Raw genomic sequence first — 23634 nt, 5'->3', positions numbered from 1 at the left:
GCCGCATGATTGAATCTTTATTTCAACTTTACACCTAGGTTTACAGCTGTCTTGTCAGCTGTAAACCTAGGTGTCATACTAAAGCCCCAAGATTCGCCAAAAGAGAGGGGCCTTGATGGCACAGAGCGCGAACATGGATGCGTCGGAGCTTGCACGCGATATCGCGGCCGGCCTAGCATCGGCAACGACGGCAACGGAGCGCGCGGCACTGGTGCCCGCAGAGCTCGTCGAGGCCATTCAGCAACTAAAAACCCAACGTGACGCGGTGATCCTGGCGCACTACTATGTGGCGCCTGAGGTCCAAGCCGTTGCCGATTACGTCGGCGACAGCTTCTACCTGGCAAAGCTTGCCAAGAGCCTGCCGCAGCAGACCATCGTGCTGTGCGGCGTGGAGTTTATGGGCGAGAGCGCCAAGCTGCTCAATCCCACCAAGACGGTGCTGCTGCCCGAGCCGGGCGCGGACTGCCCCATGGCTCACATGGTCAAGCGCGAGACGGTCGACGCGGCGCGCACCGAGTACGGCGACGACCTGGCCGTGGTCTGCTACGTCAACTCCACGGTCGAGATCAAGAGCTGGAGCGACGTGTGCGTCACCAGCTCCAACGCCGTTAAGATCGTGTCCGAGCTGCCGCAGCAGCATATCCTGTTCATTCCCGACCAAAACCTGGGCCGTTTCGTAGCCGAGCAGGTGCCGCAAAAGCACGTCATCCTCAACAACGGCTACTGTCCGCGCCATCACATCATCACCGTTGAGCAGATCGTCGACGCGCAGGAGGCGCACCCCGACGCGCTCGTGCTGGCGCACCCCGAGTGCAAGGCCGACGTCCTGGCCGAGGCCGACTACATCGGCTCCACCGCCGGCATTATCAAGTACGCCGAGGAGTCGGACGCGAGCGAGTTCATTATCGTGACGGTCCGCGGTGTGCTCTACGAGCTTGAGCGCCGCTGCCAGGGCACCGGCAAGAAGTTTTACTTCCCCGCGGTGCAGCCCACCTGCGTCAACATGGATCTCATCACGCTCGAAAAGCTCGTGCGCTGCCTGGAGACGGGTGAGGGCGAGGTGCAGATCGGCGTGTCGGACGAGGCTGCCGACCAGGCCAAACTTACGCTCGACCGCATGCTCGAGTACGCAGCACGCTAGAACAATGTGGCATGAGGGACGGTTCCTTATGTCACATTCAAGGGAGAGGATTCCTGTGGAAACCAAGCAATACCCCGATATGGAGTGCGACGTCGTCATTGCCGGCTGCGGCGTAGCGGGCCTGTACGCGGCGCTCAACCTGCCGACGAGCACGCGCGTGATCATGCTCTCCAAGGGCGCGGTCGACGAGTGCGATTCGATGCTCGCGCAGGGCGGCATCTGCGTGCTGCCCGAGGGCTCGGACTACGATGCCTTCTTTGAGGACACCATGCACGCCGGCCATTACGAGAACCGCCGCGAGAGCGTCGACATCATGATCCGCTCGAGCCGCTCGGTCATCAACGACCTGCTAGCGATGGGCGTTGATTTTGAGCGCAAGGCCGATGGCGGCCTCGACTTTACCCGCGAGGGCGCGCACAGCCGTCCGCGCATTGCCTTCCATGCCGACATTACGGGCAAGGAGATTACGACCAAGCTGCTTCAGGCCGTCCGCAAGCTGGACAACGTGCAGATTCTCGAACACGTTGCCATGACCGACATCCTGACGGCCGAGCGCGATGGGGCCACGGTGTGCACTGGTGTCGTCGCTGTTGCCGTGGACGAGGACGATTCAGCTCGCCCCGCCGACGAGCTGGCAAATACCGCCGAGGGCGTGCATGCCGGCGAGCCGTTTAAGATCCATGCCCGCCACACGCTGTGGGCGACGGGCGGTATCGGCGGCGTATACGACCATTCGACCAACTACCCGCAGCTCACGGGCGATGCCTGCTACATTGCTCAGGAGCATGGCATTAAGATGGAGCATCTGGACTACGTGCAGATTCACCCCACGGGCCTGTTCTCGCCGCAGCCGGGCCGCACCTTCCTGATCAGCGAGAGCTGCCGCGGCGAGGGCGCGATTTTGCTCAACGCCGCCGGCGAGCGCTTTACCGACGAGCTTCAGCCGCGCGATGTGGTCGCCGCCGCCATCCGCGAGCAGATGAAGCAGGACGGTACCGAGCACGAGTGGCTGAGCTTTGCCCCCGTCGAGCGCGACGTGGTGACTGGGCACTTTGCCAACATTCGCGCGCGCTGCCTTGAGGACGGCCGCGACATCTTGGACGAGCCCATCCCCGTTACGCCCACGCAGCACTACTTTATGGGCGGCGTGTGGGTCGACAAGGACGGCCGCACCTCGATGCCCGAGCTCTACGCCGCGGGCGAGACGGCCTGCAACGGCGTGCACGGCAAGAATCGCCTGGCTTCCAACAGCCTGCTCGAGTCCCTGGTTTGGGGCCGCCGTGCCGCCTGGTGCATGCGCACCGGCGAGTCGCTCGCCGTGGAGCGGGCGGGCGAGCCCGCGCTTGACGGGCGTCATCGCGCCCTGAGCGCCGACTCCCTGGCAATCGATGATTTGGCCCGTGCCGCCGGCACGCAGGCCGTGGAGGAGTAGACCATGAATCCCATTACCATGAAGCTCGTCGTCGATGACCTGATTTTGCAGGCTCTGCGCGAGGACATTACGTTTGAGGACGTGAGTACGGCGAGCGTGTGCCCCACGGCGCGCCCCGCTACCGTTGAGCTCATCGCCAAGGCCGACGGCATTATCGCCGGCCTGGACATATTCGCCCGCACCTTTGAGCTGCTGGATCCGCAGAGCTCCGTGTTGTTCGATGTCTCGGATGGCGACGAGGTGCACGCCGGCGACCACGTGGGCCAGGTGCGCGGCGATGTGCGCGTGCTGCTTTCGGGCGAACGCGTGGCACTCAACTACCTGCAGCGCATGAGCGGTATCGCTACCTACACGCACAGCATGGCCGCGGCGCTCGAGGGCACCAAGACCGTGCTTGTCGACACACGCAAGACCACGCCGGGCATGCGCGTGTTTGAGAAGGCGGCGGTCGAGATCGGCGGCGGCAGCAACCACCGCTACAACCTGTCGACGGCCGTCATGCTCAAGGACAACCACATCGACGCCGCCGGCGGCGTGACGCGTGCGATCGAGATGGCGCGCGCCCATGCATCGTTTACCACGACGGTCGAGATCGAGTGCGAGAACCTGGACATGGTGCGCGAGGCCGTGGAAGCCGGCGCCGATATCATCATGTTCGACAACATGACTCACGACGACATGGCTGCCGCGATTGAGCTTATCGCCGGCCGCGCCAAGACCGAGTGCTCGGGCAACGTGGATGCCAGCAATATCCGCGCCCTGGCTGATCTGGGCGTCGACTACATTAGCTCGGGGGCATTGACGCACTCTGCGCCGATTCTCGACCTCTCGCTTAAGCACCTGCGTCTGCTGGACGGTAAATAATGGACGCCCGCGAGCGTCGCCGTGCCATCATGGCCGTGCTCGAGGGAGCCAAGGGGCCAGTTTCGGGCAGCGCGCTTGCCCGCGAGGTGGGTGTGAGCCGCCAGGTCGTGGTGCAGGACATCGCCCTGCTGCGCGCCGATGGGCACGATATCGTGGCGACCAACCGCGGCTACGTGCTGCAGGAGGCCCCCAGCAGCCCCGCCGTGCCCACGCGCTTGGTCAAGGTTCGCCACAGCGTGGAGCAGGCAGGCGATGAGCTCACGAGTATCGTCGACGCCGGAGGCGCCGTGCTCAACGTGATCGTCAATCACCGCGTGTACGGTAAGATCACGGCCGACCTGGACATCCGCAATCGTCGCGATGTTGAGCGCTATCTGCGCGATATCGAGAGCGGCAAGAGCTTCCCGCTGCTGACGGTGACCAGCGGCTACCACTTCCATCGCATTGCGGCGGAGGACGAACAGACCCTCGACGAGATCGAGGCGATGCTCAAGGAAAAAGGCTACCTAGCAGACCTGATGCCCTACGAAGACGATCTCTCTTAGCCGACGCTGCAAACGCCCCTAAGCGGCAATCTGACGTTCAATCGTCGGTCGCGTACCCAAAGTACGCTTCCCTCCTCTTTCACGTCACCTTGCTCGCTTAGGGACGTTTTCGCTGACGTGGGCTCAACCTGCGACGGTGCCAAATTAGTTATCCGCACAAAAAGGAGGCCTCCGCGGCGATGCGGAGGCCTCCTTTTTTGTGCACGGTGTACTTTTGAGTGTGCAAGTGGGGGAGTTGTTACTCCTCGACGATCTCGGTGATCGCGCCAGCGGGGCAAGCGTCCTGGCAAGCGCCACAGGCGACGCAGGAGTCCTCGTCAGCGACGGTAGCGACGTCCTGGAGCTCCAGAACGCCAGCGGGGCAGGAGTCGACGCAAACGCCACAAGCGATGCACTCGTCGGCATCAATTACGGGATGAGCCATGGTAGTTTCCTCTCTGTTGACCGACGCTACAGGCGATGCGCGCCGGTTTGATTCGGGCAAAAACATACCACGGGAGCGACCGTTTGCAATACCCTCTGACCGGCATCTTCATACCGTTCGCCGAGTATGCCAAGGTTTACTAAAAAATGCGCAGGTGGGGCCGTTGAGCTGCGCAAATGTTAGCTAAAGGTGACTTGAAATATCGAGCTATTGAGCGCGCCTGCGGAAAGGGCATCCCGTTATTTGGCCGAAAACCGGGTCGTAGTTTCCGGTTGGGCCCGCTAGCGGAAACTGCGACCCGGTATCAGCTCTCAAAACGGGACGAGCTTTCCGCAAGGCAGCCCCAGGCACCCTCGGACCCAAGCCTCAGCCATCTCTACATAGATCTCGATAGATTTGCCGAGAACTCAATCAGCGCATCTACCTGCACATTTAAGAACCTAAACTCTCAGCAATAAGAAATCTTATATGAATTGACTTAGATTTTGTATATTCCGGCCCATAAGGGGATACACTACATCCTGAAAGACAAGCCGAAACACCGCTCGGCAGACCGCCGAGTCGGTGCAAACGCACAAGAGAGAGGGAATTTCTAATGGGCAAGATTCTTGGTATCGACCTTGGTACTACCAACTCCGCTATGGCCGTCCTCGAGGGCGGTTCTCCGACCATCATCGTGAACGCCGAGGGCGACCGCACCACCCCGTCTGTCGTGGGCTTCCGTGCCGACGGCGACCGCGTCGTGGGCAAGGCCGCTAAGAACCAGGCTGTCACCAACCCCAAGAACACCGTGTTCTCCATCAAGCGCTTCATGGGCCGCAAGTATTCCGAGTGCACCTCCGAGATCAAGACCGTGCCGTATGAGGTCAAGGAGGGCCAGGGTGGCCGTGCCGTCGTCGACATCGAGGGCAAGGATTACACCGCCGAGCAGGTGAGCGCCATGACGCTCGCCAAGATGAAGGCCGACGCCGAGAAGTATCTGGGCGAGACCGTCACCGACGCCGTCATCACCGTCCCGGCCTACTTCAACGACGCCCAGCGTCAGGCCACCAAGGACGCCGGTAAGATCGCCGGCCTCAACGTCAAGCGTATCGTCAACGAGCCGACCGCTGCTGCTCTGGCCTATGGCCTGGACAAGCAGGGCACCGACCAGCGCATCCTGGTCTTTGACCTGGGCGGCGGTACCTTCGACGTCTCCATCCTCGACCTCGCCGACGGCGTGTTTGAGGTTCTGTCCACCTCGGGCGACAACCACCTGGGCGGCGACGACTGGGATCAGCGCGTCATCGATTGGATGGCCGATAAGTTCCAGCAGGAGAACGGTGTCGACCTGCGTCAGGACCCCATGGCCCTGCAGCGTCTGAAGGAGGCCGCCGAGAACGCCAAGAAGGAGCTCTCCGCCGCCCAGCAGACCACCATCAACCTGCCGTTCATTACCATGAACCAGTCCGGCCCGCTGCACCTCAACTACACGCTGACCCGCGCCGAGTTCGAGAAGATCACCCGCGACCTGCTCGAGCGCTGCAAGCAGCCTGTCACCAACGCCCTGCGCGACGCCAAGCTTAAGCTCTCCGATCTGACCGAGGTCATCCTCGTCGGCGGCTCCACCCGTATGCCCGCCGTCCAGGAGCTCGTCAAGACTATGACCGGCAAGCAGCCCAACATGTCCGTGAACCCCGACGAGGTCGTTGCCGACGGCGCCGCCGTCCAGGGCGGCGTGCTCACCGGCGACGTCGAGGGCATCCTGCTGCTCGACGTTACCCCGCTGTCGCTGGGTGTCGAGACCATGGGCGGCATCATGACCAAGATGATCGACCGCAACACCACGATCCCGACCTCCAAGACCGAGGTCTACTCCACCGCTGCCGACAACCAGACCAGCGTCGAGATCAACGTGCTCCAGGGCGAGCGCGAGCTTGCCCGCGACAACAAGTCGCTCGGTAAGTTCCAGCTGACCGGTATCCCGGCTGCCCGCCGCGGCGTGCCGCAGATCGAGGTCACCTTCGACATCGACGCCAACGGCATCGTCAAGGTCTCTGCTAAGGACAAGGGCACCGGCAAGGAGCAGCAGATCACCATTTCCGGTTCCACCGCGCTTTCCGACGACGAAGTCGATCGTATGGTCAAGGACGCCGAGGCTCATGCCGAGGAGGACAAGAAGCAGAAGGAAGAGGTCGAGGTCCGCAACCAGACCGACAGCCTGTGCTACTCCACCGAGCAGACCCTCAACGAGCTGGGCGACAAGGTTTCCGCCGACGTGAAGTCCAAGGCCGAGGCCGCTATCGCCGACGCCAAGAAGGCGCTCGAGGGCTCTGACGTCGAGGCCATCAAGGCCGCCGGCGAGTCCCTGCAGTCCGTGGCCTACGAGCTGGCCCAGGTTGTCTACGCCGACGCTCAGCAGCAGACCGACGGTGCCGCCGGCGCCCAGCCTGCCGACGATGACGTTGTCGACGCCGACTACGAGGTTGTGGACGACGAGGACAAGTAATCATGTCCGCCCGTAAAGCTCGCACGGAGGCGGCCGCCGTTGGTGCCGCCCCCGTTGACTCTGAGGAGAAGGACGTGAAGATTCCCGTAGAGGCCGTCGACGATACCGAGGCCAACGAGGCCGCGGCCGCCGAGGCTGCCGAGAACCAGGTAGAGGATTCCAACAAGGAGGCGACGATGACCGAGGACGAGATGGTGGAAGCCGCTATCCGCGCCGGTGAGGAAGCCGCCGACAACGACTTTAAGCTCAAGTTCGAGCAGGCCCAAAAGGAGCTCGCCGACGTGCGCAATGAGCTCGATGCTGCGGCAGAGGCTCAGAAGGCCGCCGAGGACAAGGCAAAGGACGCCACTGAGCGTACCGCCCGTCTTCAGGCCGACTGGGAGAACTTCCGTCGCCGCACCGCCAATGAGCGTATCGCCGAGCGCGAGCGCGCGACCGAGAAGCTCGTCACCGCGCTGCTGCCGGTGGTCGACGATATCGAGCGTGCGATCGACCATGCCCGCAGCCAGGAGCTTGCCGACGACTTTAAGCAGTTCGTCGACGGCGTCGACGCGGTGCATGCCAAGCTGCTCGATGTGTTTGCGCACGAGGGCGTTGAGCCCATCGACCCTAAGGGCGAGGCGTTCGATCCGCTCGAGCACCAGGCCGTGGGTCGCGTTGAGGACGCGTCGCAGTACGACGAGACCGTCAACGACGTGTACCAGAAGGGCTACCGCATGGCGGATCGCATCCTGCGTTCCGCGATGGTGACGGTGACCTACGGTGGCGAGAAGCGCCCCGCACCGGAGCCCGAAGCGGCGCCCGAGGATGCTGCGGCCGATACGGCCGAGAGCACCGAGGAGTAATTGAGAAGGGCCCCGGGGCAACACCCGGGGCCCTTTCTGGCCTAGTGCCATATGAAAGCATGAGCCGTCGTCTGCATGGACGGCGGACGTAACAGGAGAGGAGCTACGATGGCTGCAGGCAAAACCTTCTATGACATCCTGGGCGTATCCAAGAGCGCCTCCGACAAAGAGATCAAGAGCGCGTTTCGCAAGCTCGCGCAAAAATATCACCCCGATGCCGGCGGCGACGAGGCCAAGTTTAAGGAGATCAGCGAGGCCTATGAGACGCTTTCGGACGAGAAGAAGCGCAAAGAGTACGACCAGATGCTCATGTTTGGCGGTATGCCGGGCGCGGGCGGCGCGTATGGCGGCGGCTACGGTGCCGGCGCGGGTGCCAGCGGCTGGGGCGACATCTTCGACAGCATCTTTAGCGGCAACGGCGCCTGGGGCAGCGATTGGGGCTCGGGCTTTGCCGGGGCTGCGGGCGCTGCCGGTGCCGGCGCTGGCCGCAGCCGTGCTCGCAAGGGCGGCGACCTGTCGCTGACCGTCGATGTGACGGCCGAGGACGCGTTTCGCGGTGTGACGCACAAGGTCACCTATCGCATTCCCTCGACAGGTGAGCAGCAGACCATTACGGTCTCGGTGCCTGCGGGTGCGGTCGACGGCGGCAAGCTGCGCTACAAGCGTCGCGGCGAGTATGGCGTTGCGGGTGGCGAGCGCGGCGACCTGGTCGTGACCACGCATGTGGAGGAGCACCCGCTGTTTAAGCGCAAAGGTGCCGACGTGACCATGGAGGTACCGGTCTCGGTCTACGAGGCGGCGCTCGGCTGCACGGTGGACGTGCCGACGCCCGGCGGTGCGACGGTTCGTCTGAAGGTGCCCGCGGGTACCCAGACGGGCAAGAAGTTCCGCTTTAAGGAAATGGGGGCGCCCGACGTTAAGCACCGTGGCCGCACAGGCGCGCTGCTCGTCGAGATCAAGGTGCAGGTCCCCACGAACCTATCCGATGACGAGCGCGATGCCATGACCAAGCTGCGCGAGACCGACACACGCGACTATCGCGAGAAGGTCAACCGTTACAAGGCGACGTACTAGGGCGGTCGCGGCGCACGCCCGCGCCCACGGGCTTATGATGGACGATAACGAGACGGAAAGGGGTCAGGTAGCATGGCCGAGGACAATAGGAACAAACCGCTGTACATGATCAGCGTGGCGGCCGAGCTGACCGGCATGCACCCGCAGACTCTGCGCGTCTACGAGTCCAAAGGCTTGGTGAATCCCCAGCGCTCGGGCGGCAACACGCGTCTGTATTCGCGTGCCGATATCGAGCGCCTGGAGCTCATCAACCAACTGACCGACGAGGGCATCAACCTCGCCGGCGTGGTGCGCATCCTCGATATGAAGGAGCGTGCCGAGGAGCGCGAACGCGAGAACGAGAAGCTCCGCGCCCGCGTACGCCAGCTCGAGGACGAGCTGCACGAGTACAAGATGCAAAAGAAGATCACCGCCCTGGCCCCGCGCGACGGCTCAGTTAACCCCGAGCAAGTCATGCGCAAGCTGCTGGGCGCCGGCGGGGATTTGTAGTTACGCGGTTTTACCAAACCGCGTAACGGGCCGACGCTGCTCGACGTCCAGAGCGACAATTTGTCATTCAAAAGGCAAGGCATGACCAGAAGGTCTATGCCTTGCCTTTTTCATGCCAACTTGTTCGCTCTGGACGTCGCTCGCTGTCCGTCCTCTACCTGCGGCGTTGCCTTGCTCCGGATACGGCAGGGTAGTCATTGGGGACGTTCTTAAATGACTAGTCAAAGGGGACATTCTTGCGGCATTTGGCACTTGGGGACGTTCCTTTTGTGCCGGCACTTTGGGACACTCCTTGTTAGGAGAGTGATGCAAGGGGCTCGTCCTTTACTTTACCGAGATAAAGTGAACGTGCAGATTCGCAACCCACTCGCAACTGTTCTATGGCACGATATTGAATGAATGTATGCTATGCGCCCGAGCCTTTCGGGCAGAGTGGGAGACAGTATGGTCAAGCTGTACGAGGACGGCATCTACCTGCGCGGCGGCAGCGAGGTTGTGCCTGCGGCCGAGGCTGCCGAGCGCGGTATTACGCAGACGCCCGAGGATGCCAAGCGTGGCACCATCGCGTATTCGATCCTCCAGGCACACAATACGTCCGGAGATCCCGAGGCGCTCAAGATCCGCTTCGACGCCATGGCGAGCCACGACATCACCTTTGTCGGCATCATCCAAACGGCGCGTGCCTCGGGCATGGAGCAGTTCCCGCTGCCCTACGTGCTCACCAACTGCCATAACTCGCTGTGCGCCGTGGGCGGCACCATCAACGAGGACGACCACGTCTTTGGCCTTTCCGCTGCTAAGAAGTACGGCGGCATCTTCGTTCCGCCCCATATTGCGGTCATCCACTCCTTTATGCGTGAGAACTTCGCCGGCTGCGGCAAGATGATCTTGGGCTCCGACTCGCACACCCGCTACGGCGCCCTGGGCACCATGGCCGTGGGCGAGGGCGGCGGCGAGCTGGCAAAGCAGCTGCTGCGCGACACCTACGATGTCGCCTATCCCGGCGTCGTCGCCATCTACCTCACGGGCGCTCCGCGCCCCGGCGTCGGCCCGCACGATGTGGCGCTCGCCATCATCCGCGCCGTCTTTGCCAAGGGCTACGTCAAGAACAAGGTCATGGAGTTCGTGGGCCCCGGCATCGCGAGCATGACGACTGACTATCGCAACGGCGTCGACGTCATGACCACCGAGACCACCTGCCTTTCCTCCATCTGGGCCACCGACGAGGACACACACGCGTTTTTGGCCATGCACGGCCGCGGCGACGACTACCGCGAGCTCAAGCCCGCCGATGTCGCCTACTACGACGGCTGCGTCGAGGTCGATCTGTCGAGCATCAAGCCCATGATCGCGCTGCCGTTCCATCCTTCCAACGGCTTTGAGATTGACGAGCTCAACGAGAACCTCGAGGACATCCTGCACGAGGTGGAGCTCGAGGCCGCCAAGATCGGCGAGGGCAAGACGCACTTTAGCCTGCTCGACAAGATCGTCGACGGCAAGCTGCACGTGCAGCAGGGCGTTATCGCCGGCTGCTCGGGCGGCAACTACGACTCCGTGGTCCAGGCTGCCCGCGTGCTCAAGGGCGCCAACACCGGCTGCGGCGAGTTCTCGCTGTCGGTCTATCCCACGAGCCAGCCCGTGGCACTCGAGCTTACACGCCGCGGCTACATCTACGACCTCATGGAGGCCGGCGCGATCGTGCGCACGGCGTTCTGCGGCCCGTGCTTCGGCGCCGGCGACACGCCCGCCAACAACGGCCTTTCGATCCGCCACACTACGCGCAACTTCCCCAACCGCGAGGGTTCCAAGCCGGGCAATGGCCAGCTGAGCGCCGTGGCCCTGATGGACGCCCGCTCCATTGCGGCGACGGCTGCCAACGGCGGCGTCCTGACGCCGGCGACCGACCTGCCCGAGGAGACTTGGGACGAGGCCTGCGAGTACACCTTTGACGACGCGCCGTACAAAAAGCGCGTGTACTGGGGCTTTGGCAAGGCGGAGCCTGCCGACGAGCTGGTCGAGGGTCCCAACATCAAGCCGTGGCCCGCGATGGAGCCGCTCGGCGACGATATCCTGCTCAAGGTGTGCTCCAAGATCATGGATCCGGTCACCACGACCGACGAGCTCATTCCTTCGGGCGAGACGAGCTCCTTCCGCTCCAACCCGCTGGGCCTGGCCGAGTTTACGCTCAGCCGTCGCGATCCGGCCTACGTGGGTCGCTCCAAGGAGGTCGACGCCGTGGAGAAGCGCCGCGTTGCCGGCGAGGCAGCAGGCGATCTGGCGGCACTCGATGCCGAGCTTGCGGGCGTGTTTGAGGCGCTGGTCGGCGCGGGTGTCGCGGCCGATGCCAAGGCGACTGAGTACGGCTCCATGCTCTATGCCAAGAAGCCCGGTGACGGTTCCGCCCGCGAGCAGGCCGCGAGCTGTCAGCGCGTGATCGGCGGTCTGGCCAACATCGTCCACGAGTACGCCACCAAGCGCTATCGCTCCAACGTGATGAACTGGGGTATGGTGCCCTTCCAGATGGGGGCCGAGCCCAGCTTTGAGGTGGGCGACTATGTCTTTGTGCCGGGTATCCGTGCCGCGCTCGACGGTGACCTAAAGGACATCGCCGCCTACGTGGTGCGCGCCGACGGTGCGGTCGAGCAGATTGAGCTCTACATTGCCGATATGACGGCAGAGGAGCGTGCCATCGTCAAGGCCGGCTGCCTGATCAACTACAACAAGTTCAAGGCCGCTGCCGAGTAACGCACTTAATTGTCCGCCCGGGACTTACCCTTTCCCGCCCGCTCACGCGCTTCGCGAGGGTCGCGTTCGGGAAAGGGTAAGCCCCGGGCTACATTTCTGCGTTCTCGTTGGGTCTTGAGGGACGCTAATAAATAGACTTGCTTGATGCCGCCTCTGTTATCGGGGCGGCTTCTTTTGTCGAAAACCACCATGAAGGGGTAGGCGCCTTTGCGGTGGTTCCGTTTGTCTCGACCTGTAACATCTGGGCCCCTATTTGACGAGCGGTTGTTACAGATTGAGACAAACGATCGCCGCCGATCATTTCATCTCAATCTGTAACATCTAGGATCGAAAAGGGCCGCTAGATGTTACAGATCGAGACAGTGGAACATCGGAGCCGAAACCACCACAAAGGTGCCTGCCCGGCGGGTCCTTATTTCGATGGGGTCCAGGTTATTTCATCGTCAAATAGCCAAGTGCGTGCCGAGCCACTGTTGCGCGCTGTCTGCGGATCGGGCTCGCAGGTTTGTTCGTAGGCATCCTCGGTACACCGATCCATAAAATCGACGACTGCCGTCTGGTCGCCCTCCATGACGTAGATTACGTCGCCATCCGAGATATAGACCCCCGGTCCTTCATTGTCCACGCAGCCGGGGTCGTATGAGACGTTGCACAATTTGCTCCCGTTTGCCGCATCGAGCTCAAGGGTCGAATGATACCCGCCAACCATTTGGCCGTTCTTGGCTCGATATGTTGCGGCGCCGTACCACCGCTTAAACGTCTTGCCTTTGAGTAAACTGGTTGCCTTACCGATAAGCTGCTCATCTTGGGTATAGCGCGTGGCTCCAAGTTCGATTCGGGGATAGTTACTGACCCCAAGCGCTGCGGGCGTACCGTCGAAATCGACGGTGATCGAATCGGGTTTGACGATATCGGTGAGGATTTCGATGGGGTAGCTTACGGTTTCAACCGCCGCCTGCGTTGCCGAGGCAGGGAGAAATGCGAGATAGATAATTCCTACGCCGACTGCGGTAATCGCAAACGCTAAGACGAGCAGGCCGATATAGGTGGAGCGTTTCACGGCGGGTACCTCGCAAACAGTATGCATTCATTAAGATAAGTGATACCAGCTTACGACAATATTCAAAAGAAAGCGATCGGTCGAAATGACGGGGCGAAAAGGCCCTATTGGGCTTCGATTTGACCTCTAATAGGAATATTTGCCCCACTCATTCTGGGCGAGAGGTCAATAATTCAGTTCACGAGTCTTGAGCGATACTATTCTCACTAAACTCACTATTTTCACAGTAAGCACTATAAATACGATAGGGAGGACGACGAGAACGTTGTGACGTGCGATAGCTAAGCCGTTTAAGCCGGACTCTGACCTTGAATCTCCGCCTCTATCTGTGCGAACGGGCTATTGTCGGTTCTCGATTCCATCGCTGCGTTTTCGTTGGGTCTTGAGGGACGCTAATAAATAGGCTTGCTTGATGCCGCCTCTGTTATCGGGGCGGCTTCTTTTTGTCGAAAACCGCCACAAAGGGGACAGGCACCTTTGTGGCGGTGGGGACGAGCTCGATGTTGTTGTGATCGTTGAGCGGCATGTTAATGGGCACCTCTACAGAATTTCATCTGGGCTGGCGGGTTTGGTTGTTTTGGGGATGCCGAGTTTGGATGACGCGAAATCGTCAACATTGTCCTTAATTCCGTCTTTGGTGTAGACAGTGACCATATAGGTGCTGTGTCCGAATTCGCCCTTGTCGCGTGTTGCCCAGGCATCCCAGTAGGCGGCCCCGTTTCGCCCTTTGATTTTTCCGACACGGCGGAGTTCTGTTCGCTTTAATTTCTGGTTGCTATAGATGGTTCGACCGGCTTCCGCGGTGAGCCCGCACTGTCCAAGCAGCTTGTCGAGGACTTGGTTCATGTGGCGCTCATCGGTGTTTGGTGCGTAGTCGTAGGCGAGGGTGATGGAGTCAAGGGGCTGGTCGTCGATCAGATAATTCATTGTCTGAGGTTCGAGGCAGAAATAAGGAGAGCATCCGTCGACCTTGCCGAGCAACGGTAACTTGGACTGCCAACTTCCGGTGGGAATTGCATATTCGTAGAACACGCCACGGCAGACAAAGGAGAGCGAGGTGGCACGCGAGCCGGCGTCGATCATCCCGCAAAGATCGAAGGGCGAGGCGATACCAAAAGAAAAGGGCGTGATGACGATAAGGAAGAGCATCACGATGGGTATGGCGAGAATGGCGATGACGTTGCGACCGGTGGAATGAGACGGCTTCATATGCGCTCCTCGAGACAAAGAGCTGTTGAGGATAGGCAGAAATGGATATGTTCAGAGAACAATTCAAGTTTAATCTCATGGCGTGAGATGGTCGACCGTTAGCGTCGAAAACCACCACAAAGGTGCCTGTCCCCTTTGTGGTGGTGGGGAGCGCGCGGCTTCTTTTGGTGATAGTGTTAGCCGGCGGTATCATTAGGACAAATGGCGCGGGTTTGCATTGTGAGGTGCTTTGCTGTGAGAAGTCCTGCCCGTATTGGATTGATTGTCTTGGCGCTTGCGATCGCTGTGGTTGGCGCGGGCGCTGTCGGTATGGCATTTCTACCTGCTGCGGTGACGGAGCCGGTGGTCAAGCCTGTGACTCAATCTGTCGAACTTCTGACCGGCGACGACAAGCCTGAGACCATTACCGTTGATTTTGATGAGCAACCGGCTGCGCTGGGCATTAGTAATTATCCACGCATTCAGCTTGGGGCTATGCGCTATACCACGGATTCTGGTCTGATCGACAGGGCGTCCGAGCTGCTCAAGGGCAAAATCTTTAAGCGCTGGTATGGATATGCGTCCTATCGGGCAAAAGCGAACGACATGGTTGGCGGATGCCACTCTTCCATCGAGCTGGACACTGCAAACGGCGCAAAGTTATGTGATGTCTCGTACGATCCGGGCTACGAGGACAATGAGGGTCCGGGCATCTACATCATGGACGGCGATGTCGCCTATGTCATGGAGGGCGACCAGACCGAGCTCAACGATTTTATGGGCCAGTGTATCCAAGATGCCTATAAACAGACCTGCTTGCCTGACCCGCAGGCTGCACGCGATAGTGGGTCTGCCCGTACATGGCTGTTCGAGGATGAGATGCCCTGGACCGTCGAATCGGGAAGTACGGGTCCGGCGAAGGAGTAGAGACCGCGACCACCACAAAGGTGTCTGTCCCCTTTGTGGTGGTTTGCATGTCGTGGGAACACTCAGAAAATCTTATATATAGAGACTTAGATTTATGTATAAGATCGCACAAAGCTGGCAACAATACTTCTCGAACAACGTGAAGCCGCCCCGTAGGGCGGCCGCCCCAAGAGAGGTGATTCCATGAGAATCGATAAGCTAGCAATGACGTCGCGCGAGGCGTTGCAGACCGCCATGAGCACGGCTGCCGATGCGCAGGCCGGCGCGGTGGAGCCGATTCACCTGCTGTCTGCCCTGCTCGGTGCCGGCGAGCGCAATATCTCCGTGATCATCGAGCGCATCGGCGCTGATCCGGCCCAGCTCGCACGCTCCACGCAGGATGCCGTCGACCGCGCGCCCAAGGTTTCGGGCGAGGGTCAGCAGATGGGCCTGTCCAACGAGCTCGTCCGCGTCATCGAGAAGGCCGAGAAGAAGGCCACCAAGATGGGCGACAGCTTTGTGGTGACCGAGCATCTGCTGATGGCGCTTGCCGAGGACAAGGGCGAGGCGGGCCGTGTGCTGCGCGACGCCGGCGTCACCAAGGAGCGCATCGAGCAGGTCTACGAGGAGCTGCGCGGCGATGACCGCGTGACGTCCGCCGAGGACAAGACCCAGTTTGAGGCGCTGGAACAGTACGGCCGCAATATCTGCGACCTTGCCCGCGCCGGCAAGCTCGACCCGGTCATTGGCCGTACCGACGAGATCCGTCGCACCATTCAGGTCCTGTCCCGCCGCACCAAGAACAACCCCGTGCTCATCGGCGAGCCGGGTGTCGGCAAGACGGCCATCGTCGAGGGCATCGCCCAGCGTATCGTGGCCGGCGACGTGCCGAGTACCCTGCGCGACCGCGACCTTATCGAGCTCGACATGAGCGCGCTGGTCGCCGGCGCTAAGTACCGCGGCGAGTTCGAGGACCGCTTGAAGGCTGTGCTCAAGGAGGTACAGAAGTCCGAAGGCAAGGTCATCCTGTTCATCGATGAGCTCCACACCATCGTGGGCGCTGGTGCCACCGAGGGCTCCATGGACGCCGGCAACATCCTCAAGCCGGCGCTTGCCCGTGGCGACTTGCACGCGATCGGCGCGACCACGCTCGACGAGTATCGCAAGTACATCGAGAAGGACGCGGCGCTCGCCCGTCGTTTCCAGACCGTTATGGTGAGCGAGCCTACCGTCGAGGACACCATCTCGATCCTGCGTGGCCTCAAGGAGAAGTACGAGATCTTCCACGGTGTGCACATCACCGATAGCGCGCTCGTGGCCGCTGCTGACCTCTCCGATCGCTATATCGCCGACCGCTTTCTGCCCGACAAGGCCATCGACCTGGTCGATGAGGCCGCAAGCCGCCTGCGCATGGAACTCGACAGCATGCCGGTCGAGATTGACGCCACCACGCGTCAGCTCACCCAGCTGCAGATCGAGGAGCAGGCGCTCATGAAGGAGACCGACGACGCCTCCAAGGAGCGTCTGGAGGCCCTGCGCCAAGAGATCGCCGAGGTCCAAGAAAAGCTCAACGTGCAAAAGGCCGGCTGGCTCAACCAGAAGAACGCCATCGACCACGTGCAGGAGCTTAAGGGACAGCTCGACGAGGCCAGAAGCGAAGAGGAGCGCGCGACGCGCAACGGCGACCTGGGCCGTGCGTCCGAGCTGCGCTACTCCGTGATTCCGGGTCTGCAGCAGCAGATTCAGGATTCCGAGGCTGCGCTCGAGGCACAAAAGCAGAAGGACGGCGAGGGTCTCAACGAGCAGGTGACCTCCGATGAGATCGCCGAGGTCGTGAGTGCCTGGACCGGCGTGCCCGTGTCCAAGATGATGCAGGGCGAGCTCGACAAGCTGAAGGGCCTGGAGGGTGAGCTGCATAAGCGCGTCATCGGCCAGGACGAGGCCGTCTCCGCCGTCGCCGCGGCTGTGCGCCGCAGCCGTGCGGGCCTCTCCGATCCGGACAAGCCCATCGGCAGCTTCTTCTTCCTGGGCCCCACCGGCGTGGGCAAGACCGAGCTCGCCAAGGCACTTGCCGAGTGCCTGTTCGACGACGAGCGCGCGCTCGTGCGTATCGACATGTCCGAGTACATGGAGAAGTTCAGCGTCCAGCGTCTGATCGGTGCGCCCCCAGGATACGTGGGTTACGACGAGGGCGGCCAGCTCACTGAGGCCGTGCGCCGTCGTCCGTACTCCGTGATCTTGCTCGACGAGATGGAGAAGGCTCATCCTGATGTCTTCAACGTGCTGCTGCAGGTGCTCGACGACGGCCGTCTGACCGATGGCCAGGGTCGCCAGGTGTCCTTCAAGAACACGATTATCATCATGACGTCCAACGTGGGCTCCAAGGCCATCGCCGATCTGTCCGGTAAGGACGAGGAGGAGATGCGCCATCAGGTCGACGCCGCCATGGCTCAGACCTTCCGCCCCGAGTTCCTCAACCGTATCGACGATATCGTGGTGTTCCATCCGCTCGGCATGGCGCAGATCGAGAAGATTGTCGACATCCAGCTTGCCGACGTTCGCGCACGCCTGGCCAAGGAGCGCATGACGCTTGCCATCACCCCGGCGGCCAAGCAGATGCTCGCCGTGGGTGGCCTGGACCCCGTGTTCGGTGCCCGTCCGCTCAAGCGTCTGGTTCAGCGCGAGGTCGTGGATGCCATCGCCGCCGCTATCATCGACGGCACGGTGCGCGAGGGCGATCAGGTGACGGTCGATGCCGACAAGGACGGCGGCTTTACCGTCGTGTGCGACAACACGCCGGCGGCCACCTACGAGGTCCCCGACGCCGAGTAGGTTTTGGGCCATGCCTTAAAATCTACCAGCCGTCTCTAAACGCCAAGGGCGGCGGATCCAATTGGGTCCGCCGCCCTTTTTCGTGCGACAATCGATGATATTGAACGGATGCGATGCGAGGAGCTATGCAGATGAAAGACGAGATCAAGACAAGCGCGCCGGCGACCGATGCCGCACCCGCCGTACCCAAGCCTGTGCCTAAGCCGGCGCCCAAGCCGCGCGACCCCTACATCCGTGCCGAGAACGAGGACGATGACGGCTACGATCCCTACAGCGATCGCCGCCCCGAGCGCGAGCCGCTGTTCGAAGCCGACCCCTGGCGCTAGTTGCATCAAGTAGCTAATTTGGCGATGATTTCCTGGGACGGGGTAGTCAAAAAAGTCCCGTCCCAAATCGACTGTCCAGGGAGTCGCATTCGAGCTTGGTTGCCCTCTCAGCCACTCGGCATCCTTCGAGCAGTAATAGTGAAAAAACTTGCTTAAGTGTTAATCAAGTCAGACATAATCTTGATCTCTAATTAATCAAGAATCGCTATAATTTTGATTAGCTAGAGAGCAAGATTGGAGAATCATGGCATTCAACGACTTGATCGCCCAGAAAATAAAGGACTTTGAACAGCAGGGGGTTCCGCAGGTCTTTGAGCGAGACCTTGATCTAGGAAACCCACAGGAGCCAAAGCGCGACAACATCGTAAATGTGATTGTGGGGGCCCGCCGTTGTGGAAAGACGTATCGCCTGTATCAGGAGATGCGGCGGCTTCAGAGCCGGGGCGTCGAGCTTGACCGGATGCTTTACTTCAATTTTGAGGATGAGCGCTTGCGCCCGTATGAGCCATCGCTGCTGGCGGACGTGCTCGACACGTTCTATGCGCTGTATCCTGTTGCTCGAACCGAGGGCGCTTACATTTTCTTTGACGAGATCCAGGAAATTCCCGAATGGGGTGCGTTTCTGCGGCGTGTAGTCGATACGGAGAAAGCGACCGTCTATGTGACGGGATCTTCTTCTAAGATGCTGTCCTCAGAACTTAAGAGCGAGTTCAGGGGTCGTTCTCTTGTGCGAGAGCTTTTTCCGTTGAGTTTTTCGGAATACGTTCGATATAAGACGGGGAGCGTTCTCGAGTCAGATGCGACCTTTTCCCCGAGCGATGCAGCGCTGCTTCGACATCATCTGATCGGGTATCTTGAACGAGGGGGATTCATCGCGACACTTGAGCAGACGCCTGCAGACGCGATTCAGCTGCTACAGGAATATGCTTCGCGAACGGTCGCCATGGACGTCGTTGAACGTTACGACGTCAAGAACCCTCGCCTGGCATCGCTGTTCTTGACGCGGTGTATGGCATCTTCGGGACGAGAGCTGTCAGTGAACAAAGTGTACAACGAGTTCAAGAGCAGACAGATACCCGTCAGTCGTAATTCGCTCAGCGACTTACTTGAGTATTATGAGGACGCCTACCTGTTATTTTCTGTGCCGGAGTTCACGCGTTCACTGGCAAATAACATGCGGTCTGCGTCTAAGGTCTACGCTGTCGACCCTGCGATGTTTGGAGCATTCTCTCCCGCATCGGCATTGGACCAGGGCCAGAGGCTCGAGACCGCAGTGTTCAATGCGCTAAGAAGAAGGACTCCCGCGGTGAGGACCGGCTCGGTCTGCCGCCTGCTAATCAAAGAGAAGAGCAAAAGCCATGAGGTGGACTTTGTGGCTGGGGATGCGCTTCTCATGCGGGCTTATAGCCTGATTCAGGTGAGTGCGGATATGGCAAGTGAGAAAACGCGCGAGCGCGAAATCGCCGCGCTTGATGCCTCGATGGCCCAGTTTGATCTTGGCGAGTCGGCAATCGTTACCATGGATGAACAGACCGATATTCCATGCGAGCACGGTGTGGTACACGTTATGCCCGCATGGAAGTGGCTCCTTGCCTAATCATCTATGGGCCTGTGGGGTCAGGACCTCCTGGCTCCTTCATCACGGTTGGGGAGCACCTTGCTGCGCCAGGCTAGTCCTGGGCTTTGATACTCGGCAGCAGGATCTGCGCGAGGTAGTCGGTTTCGAGCTTAGTGGCACCATCGGCCTTGCCGTCTTTACCCACCAGGTCGTTCTTGATCTGGCTATACGTATAGCGGTTGCCGGTCGTCAGCTCGACAAGCTCAATGGCCGTATCCATGGGGTAGGTCGACACGGGATTCTGCGTCCGCCCGTTGATGGTCTGGGGCACCACGTACGGATAGACGGGGCCGCTGGCGTAGACGGTATAACCGTTGCCTAGATTGGCCGCACCCAAAACCGTATCGCCTTCATCGGGCGTAAAGCTCTCGCCCTCGCGCACCGCGACGAGCGTCACGAGCGGCGTATTGGCGTCGTCGCCCAGATAGATGCATAGCGTGCTTCCGTTTTGCCAAGTTGCGACCTTGCCGTACCACTCGACGGGAATATCGAGCTGGTAGAGGTCGGTTGCCTTGTGGCGAGCGTCAGCATCACGGGACGCCTGTGCCTTTTGCGCGCTCACGGCATTGACGGCGGCGTCGCGCCGCGCGGTTGCTGCCTGCTGGAGCACTTTGGCAGCCGCGGCGGAGCTCGCACCGCCCTCCTCGGCATACTTGGCGGCGGCATCGATCTGGTCGTCAGTCACCGTGTCGGCCGAAGGCACCTTGAGCTTAAAGGTGGCCTGGGCACTTAAATCCTGTCCATCGCTCTTAACGGTGACCTGCGTCTTGGTAGTCGGGACGGTATAGATGGTGCCGTCGGCCGCGATGGGGGAGGCAGCGATGGAGAGCGTGTAATCGCCGGGCAGCAGTTTGATGCCGCGGCCGTGCTCATCAACATAGAGCGTTTCGCTCACGGAGGAGCCGTCAGAATCCTGACCGCTCACCTGTACGGGAATCTTGGAGCCAGTGGAACAGTCGAGGCCCGCGGCATGCATGCCAATCTGCACCGACATCATCGTGTGGGCATTGGCGGCGACAGCGGCAGCCTGCTCTTGCTGATATCCGTTCCAGGCAGCATAGCCTGCACCGCCGGCGACGAGCGCGACGGCCACGACACCGGCGACCATCAGATTGCGGCGCTTGGGCGACATCTTGCGATGGCGGACCTCGGCCTCGCGTGCCGAGGGAACGGACGGCAGGGGTATATCGCCCATGGCGATGGTCTCGTCCACGGCTGGTGCGGAACCCAGGCCAGGAAGCTCGCGAGTCAGCGAATCCTCGGCCGGCAAGCTGTCGAGCAAGACGGTTTCCTCGCCCGTGTCGGATTCGGGCTGGTTGCCGGCCTCGCTTTCGGTGCCTTCGTGATCTGCCTCATCCTCGGCAGGCTCAACGTCGCCTGCATCCTGATTATCGGATTGCGCCTCGGTTTCCGGCTCATCCTGCACATCAACGCCCGAATCGTCAAACGCAATCTCATCGAGTGAAATCCGGTCTAAGCTCTCCAAGGCCTCAGCGCAAGCTTCTGCATCTTGGGCCGCATCCTCTTGGCCCATCGTCTCATCATTCATACATCCCCCAAGCTCAATATCGGGACAACACTGTACCCAAAAATGGAGCCATATAAAGCGCGTGCGAAATATAAGATCCGATTTAACCTGAGCGCATCGTTCGGCCGCATCCTCGCGGCGGCAAAAGGCCCCCGGAACGCGAACGAATCACATTCCGGGGGCTCTACAATGCGTTGAGTTGCGCGGAGCCGGCTATGCTGCTTCGTGCTCAAGCGATGTCTGCGCCGGGCGCGTTACTCGGCGTGTGCGTAATCCACCTTGGCGCGGCGAGCGGTAGCCTTCTCCCAATCGCTGGTGCCCTCAAAGACATCCTGCTTGTAGGGATTGCGGCCGAGCTTCTTGGCGCGGTAGGCGATGTAGATGATCGCGGCGACGTTGGCGACCAGTGCGGCGATCGAGACCGCGGTAGCGGCGCCGGGGTCGAGCGTGGAGTGGGTCACAAAGATGGACTCCTCCTGGAAGTAGGGGAATACCTGGGCAAACATGCACCAAATAGCCAGCGTAAAGGCGCGGTTCTGGATCCAGCCGCCCTTGTTCCAGATAAAGGCGGCGACGGTGGGCGCCAGCAGCAGCGCAAAGCCGCAGAACCAGGAGTGGGTGGGCAGGCAGTTGTAGGTGTAGCAGAAGTTCCAGATATCGTAGGCGATGATGTAGACCCAGGTCATGTCGGGCCACAGCATATCGGTCTGATCCTCGGAGGCGTAGACGCTCCACCAACCGGTCATGCAGAAGATGTTGATGAGACCGGCGATGCCGTTGAACACGTTGTTCCAGCCGGCCAGCTGCGTAGCACCTTCGGAGGTGACCCAGGTGGACTCGCCCAGGACAAAGAAGTGATAGGCGCTCTCAAAGTCGGATACGACGGCGATCATGATGTTGATGGCGACGATCACAAACGGCCATGCGCGGAACCAATGCGCCTTGCCGATCTTTCCCCACTGGTACTTAATGGCAATGAAGCCCCAGCAACCGGCGAGCGCCGCGTATACCTTGGCGTAGTGGAACCAGCTGTTCTGGTACACATGGGTGGGGTTGGTGAGCGCCCACTCGGCGCCTTGCGAAACGCCCACGGCGATGGCGACGCAGTAGATGGTCATGGCCAGCGGAGCCACGCCAAAGATGATTGCCGCGCCCAGCTTGGTGCGGCGGCCGACTTCGTTGAGCACGATCAGGCCAATAAAGACCATGGCCCAGCCGGCCCAGTGGATAAGGGTATCGCCACCCCAAACATCGAACAGCATGCTGCTCTCCTTTCACACGCCCGCGGCCCCTCTTCTGATCGCGGGCAGTTTGGCCAAATGTCGTCAGTTCTGGGGCTTGCGCTCCGGATACTTGGCGGTATAGCCCTCGATGTGGAGTGTCGAGGCGATGATTTCCTTGACCGTTTCGTCGGGCACATCGGGGTGCGTGCGGATATACATCAAAAGGCCCATGATGAGGGTGTAGAACGTCTCGTAGACATGGTCGATGCGTAGCTCATGATGGGCGACAAAATCCACTACGGTGGTGTCGCAGATATACTGCGCCACGCGCTGGACCACGTTGTGCAAAAAGCCGCCGTAGAGCGCGCCGCTGCTCGAGGTAAGCGTGCTCGGCAGCTCGTGGCCGCTGGCGACCAGGCGCTTAAAGAGCGGGGCGACGGTGTCGAGCGCGCCCTCGATATCACCGACGGTGCGGTCGGCGTTCCACCGCTCGAGTTCGGAGATAAAGTCGTCGATCGCCTCGTCCATAACAGCGGTGACGGCGGCGTCCATGTCGGCGAAGTAGTGGTAGAACAATGAACGCGTGCAGCCGGCTCGCTTGGTCACGGCCGATACCGATAGGTGGGACACGCCCAGCTCGGAGCTTACGGTGCGCACGGCATCGAGGATCTCGCGACGGCGTTCGTCGCCCGTCAGGCGCTTTGCCGCGCTATCGGATGCGGGGACGGCATCGACCACAGAGGTACCTGCTGTGTTATTGCCCATGTTTTGCCGCCTTTCATCCTCTTTTGCCTGACCGTTCGCCTAACAGTCTTGAATATTGTTGACGGTTCGTCAATACTATTTTTGACACAATGTCAACAATGGCGGGTGAACGGCATGGGGGCATGTCCGGCCTGCAAAAAA

General features: G+C 60.8%; 19 protein-coding genes. 13 read left to right on the top strand and 6 right to left on the bottom strand.

The features are described from left to right. Nucleotides 1-115: 115 nt before the first annotated feature. The 4 genes from nadA to AAAX32_RS03390 are packed head-to-tail and all read left to right on the top strand — an operon-like array spanning nt 116 to nt 3982. Entirely contained in the window at nt 116-1141 is a 1026-nt protein-coding gene (gene nadA, locus AAAX32_RS03405; RefSeq protein WP_349100004.1) for a quinolinate synthase NadA, read from the top strand. 55 nt (nt 1142-1196) lie between these two features. Beyond that, nucleotides 1197-2573 (top strand): FAD-binding protein, encoded by a 1377-nt coding sequence (locus AAAX32_RS03400; protein ID WP_349100003.1) that lies wholly within the window; start codon nt 1197-1199, stop codon nt 2571-2573. Nucleotides 2574-2576: 3 nt separating this feature from the next. Then, nucleotides 2577-3437, top strand: a complete 861-nt coding sequence (nadC, locus tag AAAX32_RS03395) for a carboxylating nicotinate-nucleotide diphosphorylase (protein WP_117564546.1) — start codon at nt 2577-2579, stop codon at nt 3435-3437. Further along, nucleotides 3437-3982: a transcription repressor NadR gene (locus AAAX32_RS03390; protein ID WP_217107428.1), complete on the top strand. Its 546-nt coding sequence runs from the start codon at nt 3437-3439 to the stop codon at nt 3980-3982. The genes nadC and AAAX32_RS03390 overlap by 1 nt, the downstream gene beginning before the upstream one ends. 238 nt (nt 3983-4220) lie before the next feature. On the opposite strand, the gene AAAX32_RS03385 is transcribed toward AAAX32_RS03390, so the two are convergent. Then, a complete protein-coding gene (locus AAAX32_RS03385) occupies nt 4221-4406 on the bottom strand; it encodes a 4Fe-4S binding protein (protein ID WP_006235216.1) in 186 nt (61 codons plus the stop codon). A gap of 595 nt (nt 4407-5001) precedes the next feature. Between AAAX32_RS03385 and dnaK the strand changes: the two genes are divergently transcribed. The 5 genes from dnaK (at nt 5002) to AAAX32_RS03360 (ending at nt 12047) form a co-directional block, all read left to right on the top strand. Beyond that, nucleotides 5002-6894: a molecular chaperone DnaK gene (gene dnaK, locus AAAX32_RS03380; RefSeq protein WP_006235214.1), complete on the top strand. Its 1893-nt coding sequence runs from the start codon at nt 5002-5004 to the stop codon at nt 6892-6894. A gap of 2 nt (nt 6895-6896) precedes the next feature. Further along, complete coding sequence (locus AAAX32_RS03375; protein WP_217107429.1) at nt 6897-7739, top strand: nucleotide exchange factor GrpE; 843 nt, start codon at nt 6897-6899, stop codon at nt 7737-7739. Between the two features lie 108 nt (nt 7740-7847). Then, a complete protein-coding gene (locus tag AAAX32_RS03370; protein WP_117876925.1) occupies nt 7848-8813 on the top strand; it encodes a DnaJ C-terminal domain-containing protein in 966 nt (321 codons plus the stop codon). 72 nt (nt 8814-8885) lie between these two features. After that, nucleotides 8886-9302 (top strand): helix-turn-helix transcriptional regulator, encoded by a 417-nt coding sequence (locus tag AAAX32_RS03365; protein ID WP_006235210.1) that lies wholly within the window; start codon nt 8886-8888, stop codon nt 9300-9302. A gap of 444 nt (nt 9303-9746) precedes the next feature. Further along, nucleotides 9747-12047 carry a hydratase gene (locus AAAX32_RS03360; protein WP_349100002.1) on the top strand — a complete coding sequence of 767 codons (2301 nt, stop codon included), beginning with the start codon at nt 9747-9749 and terminating at the stop codon, nt 12045-12047. Between the two features lie 412 nt (nt 12048-12459). Here the strand turns inward: AAAX32_RS03360 and AAAX32_RS03355 are convergent, their stop codons facing one another. Together AAAX32_RS03355 and AAAX32_RS03350 are read right to left on the bottom strand one after the other, a co-directional pair. Further along, complete coding sequence (locus AAAX32_RS03355; protein WP_117770267.1) at nt 12460-13107, bottom strand: hypothetical protein; 648 nt, start codon at nt 13105-13107, stop codon at nt 12460-12462. Nucleotides 13108-13647: 540 nt separating this feature from the next. Further along, nucleotides 13648-14316 (bottom strand): hypothetical protein, encoded by a 669-nt coding sequence (locus tag AAAX32_RS03350; protein ID WP_117770268.1) that lies wholly within the window; start codon nt 14314-14316, stop codon nt 13648-13650. Nucleotides 14317-14550: 234 nt separating this feature from the next. Between AAAX32_RS03350 and AAAX32_RS03345 the strand changes: the two genes are divergently transcribed. From AAAX32_RS03345 to AAAX32_RS03330, 4 genes are all read left to right on the top strand, one after another. Next, nucleotides 14551-15222, top strand: coding sequence for a hypothetical protein (locus AAAX32_RS03345; RefSeq protein ID WP_147333364.1), 672 nt, complete (start codon nt 14551-14553; stop codon nt 15220-15222). A gap of 183 nt (nt 15223-15405) precedes the next feature. Further along, nucleotides 15406-18033, top strand: coding sequence for an ATP-dependent chaperone ClpB (gene clpB / locus AAAX32_RS03340; protein ID WP_117770270.1), 2628 nt, complete (start codon nt 15406-15408; stop codon nt 18031-18033). A gap of 131 nt (nt 18034-18164) precedes the next feature. Continuing rightward, nucleotides 18165-18359: a hypothetical protein gene (locus AAAX32_RS03335; RefSeq protein WP_349100001.1), complete on the top strand. Its 195-nt coding sequence runs from the start codon at nt 18165-18167 to the stop codon at nt 18357-18359. A 244-nt stretch (nt 18360-18603) separates the two neighbouring features. Further along, the gene (locus AAAX32_RS03330; RefSeq protein ID WP_117770272.1) at nt 18604-19956 is read left to right on the top strand and encodes an ATP-binding protein; all 1353 of its coding nucleotides are present in this window, start codon (nt 18604-18606) and stop codon (nt 19954-19956) included. Between the two features lie 73 nt (nt 19957-20029). Here AAAX32_RS03330 and AAAX32_RS03325 read toward each other — a convergent pair whose 3' ends face one another. The 3 genes from AAAX32_RS03325 to AAAX32_RS03315 form a co-directional block, all read right to left on the bottom strand. Next, complete coding sequence (locus tag AAAX32_RS03325; RefSeq protein ID WP_117770273.1) at nt 20030-21526, bottom strand: hypothetical protein; 1497 nt, start codon at nt 21524-21526, stop codon at nt 20030-20032. Between the two features lie 233 nt (nt 21527-21759). Then, on the bottom strand, nt 21760-22767 hold the full coding sequence (locus AAAX32_RS03320) for a DUF5692 family protein (RefSeq protein WP_349100000.1): 1008 nt from the start codon (nt 22765-22767) through the stop codon (nt 21760-21762). A 63-nt stretch (nt 22768-22830) separates the two neighbouring features. After that, nucleotides 22831-23493 carry a TetR/AcrR family transcriptional regulator gene (locus AAAX32_RS03315; protein ID WP_117770275.1) on the bottom strand — a complete coding sequence of 221 codons (663 nt, stop codon included), beginning with the start codon at nt 23491-23493 and terminating at the stop codon, nt 22831-22833. Nucleotides 23494-23634 lie beyond the last annotated feature (141 nt).

Source organism: Collinsella sp. CLA-ER-H3, from assembly GCF_040092425.1.
Lineage (GTDB): Bacteria > Actinomycetota > Coriobacteriia > Coriobacteriales > Coriobacteriaceae > Collinsella.
This window is presented reverse-complemented; position numbering and strand designations above follow the sequence as displayed.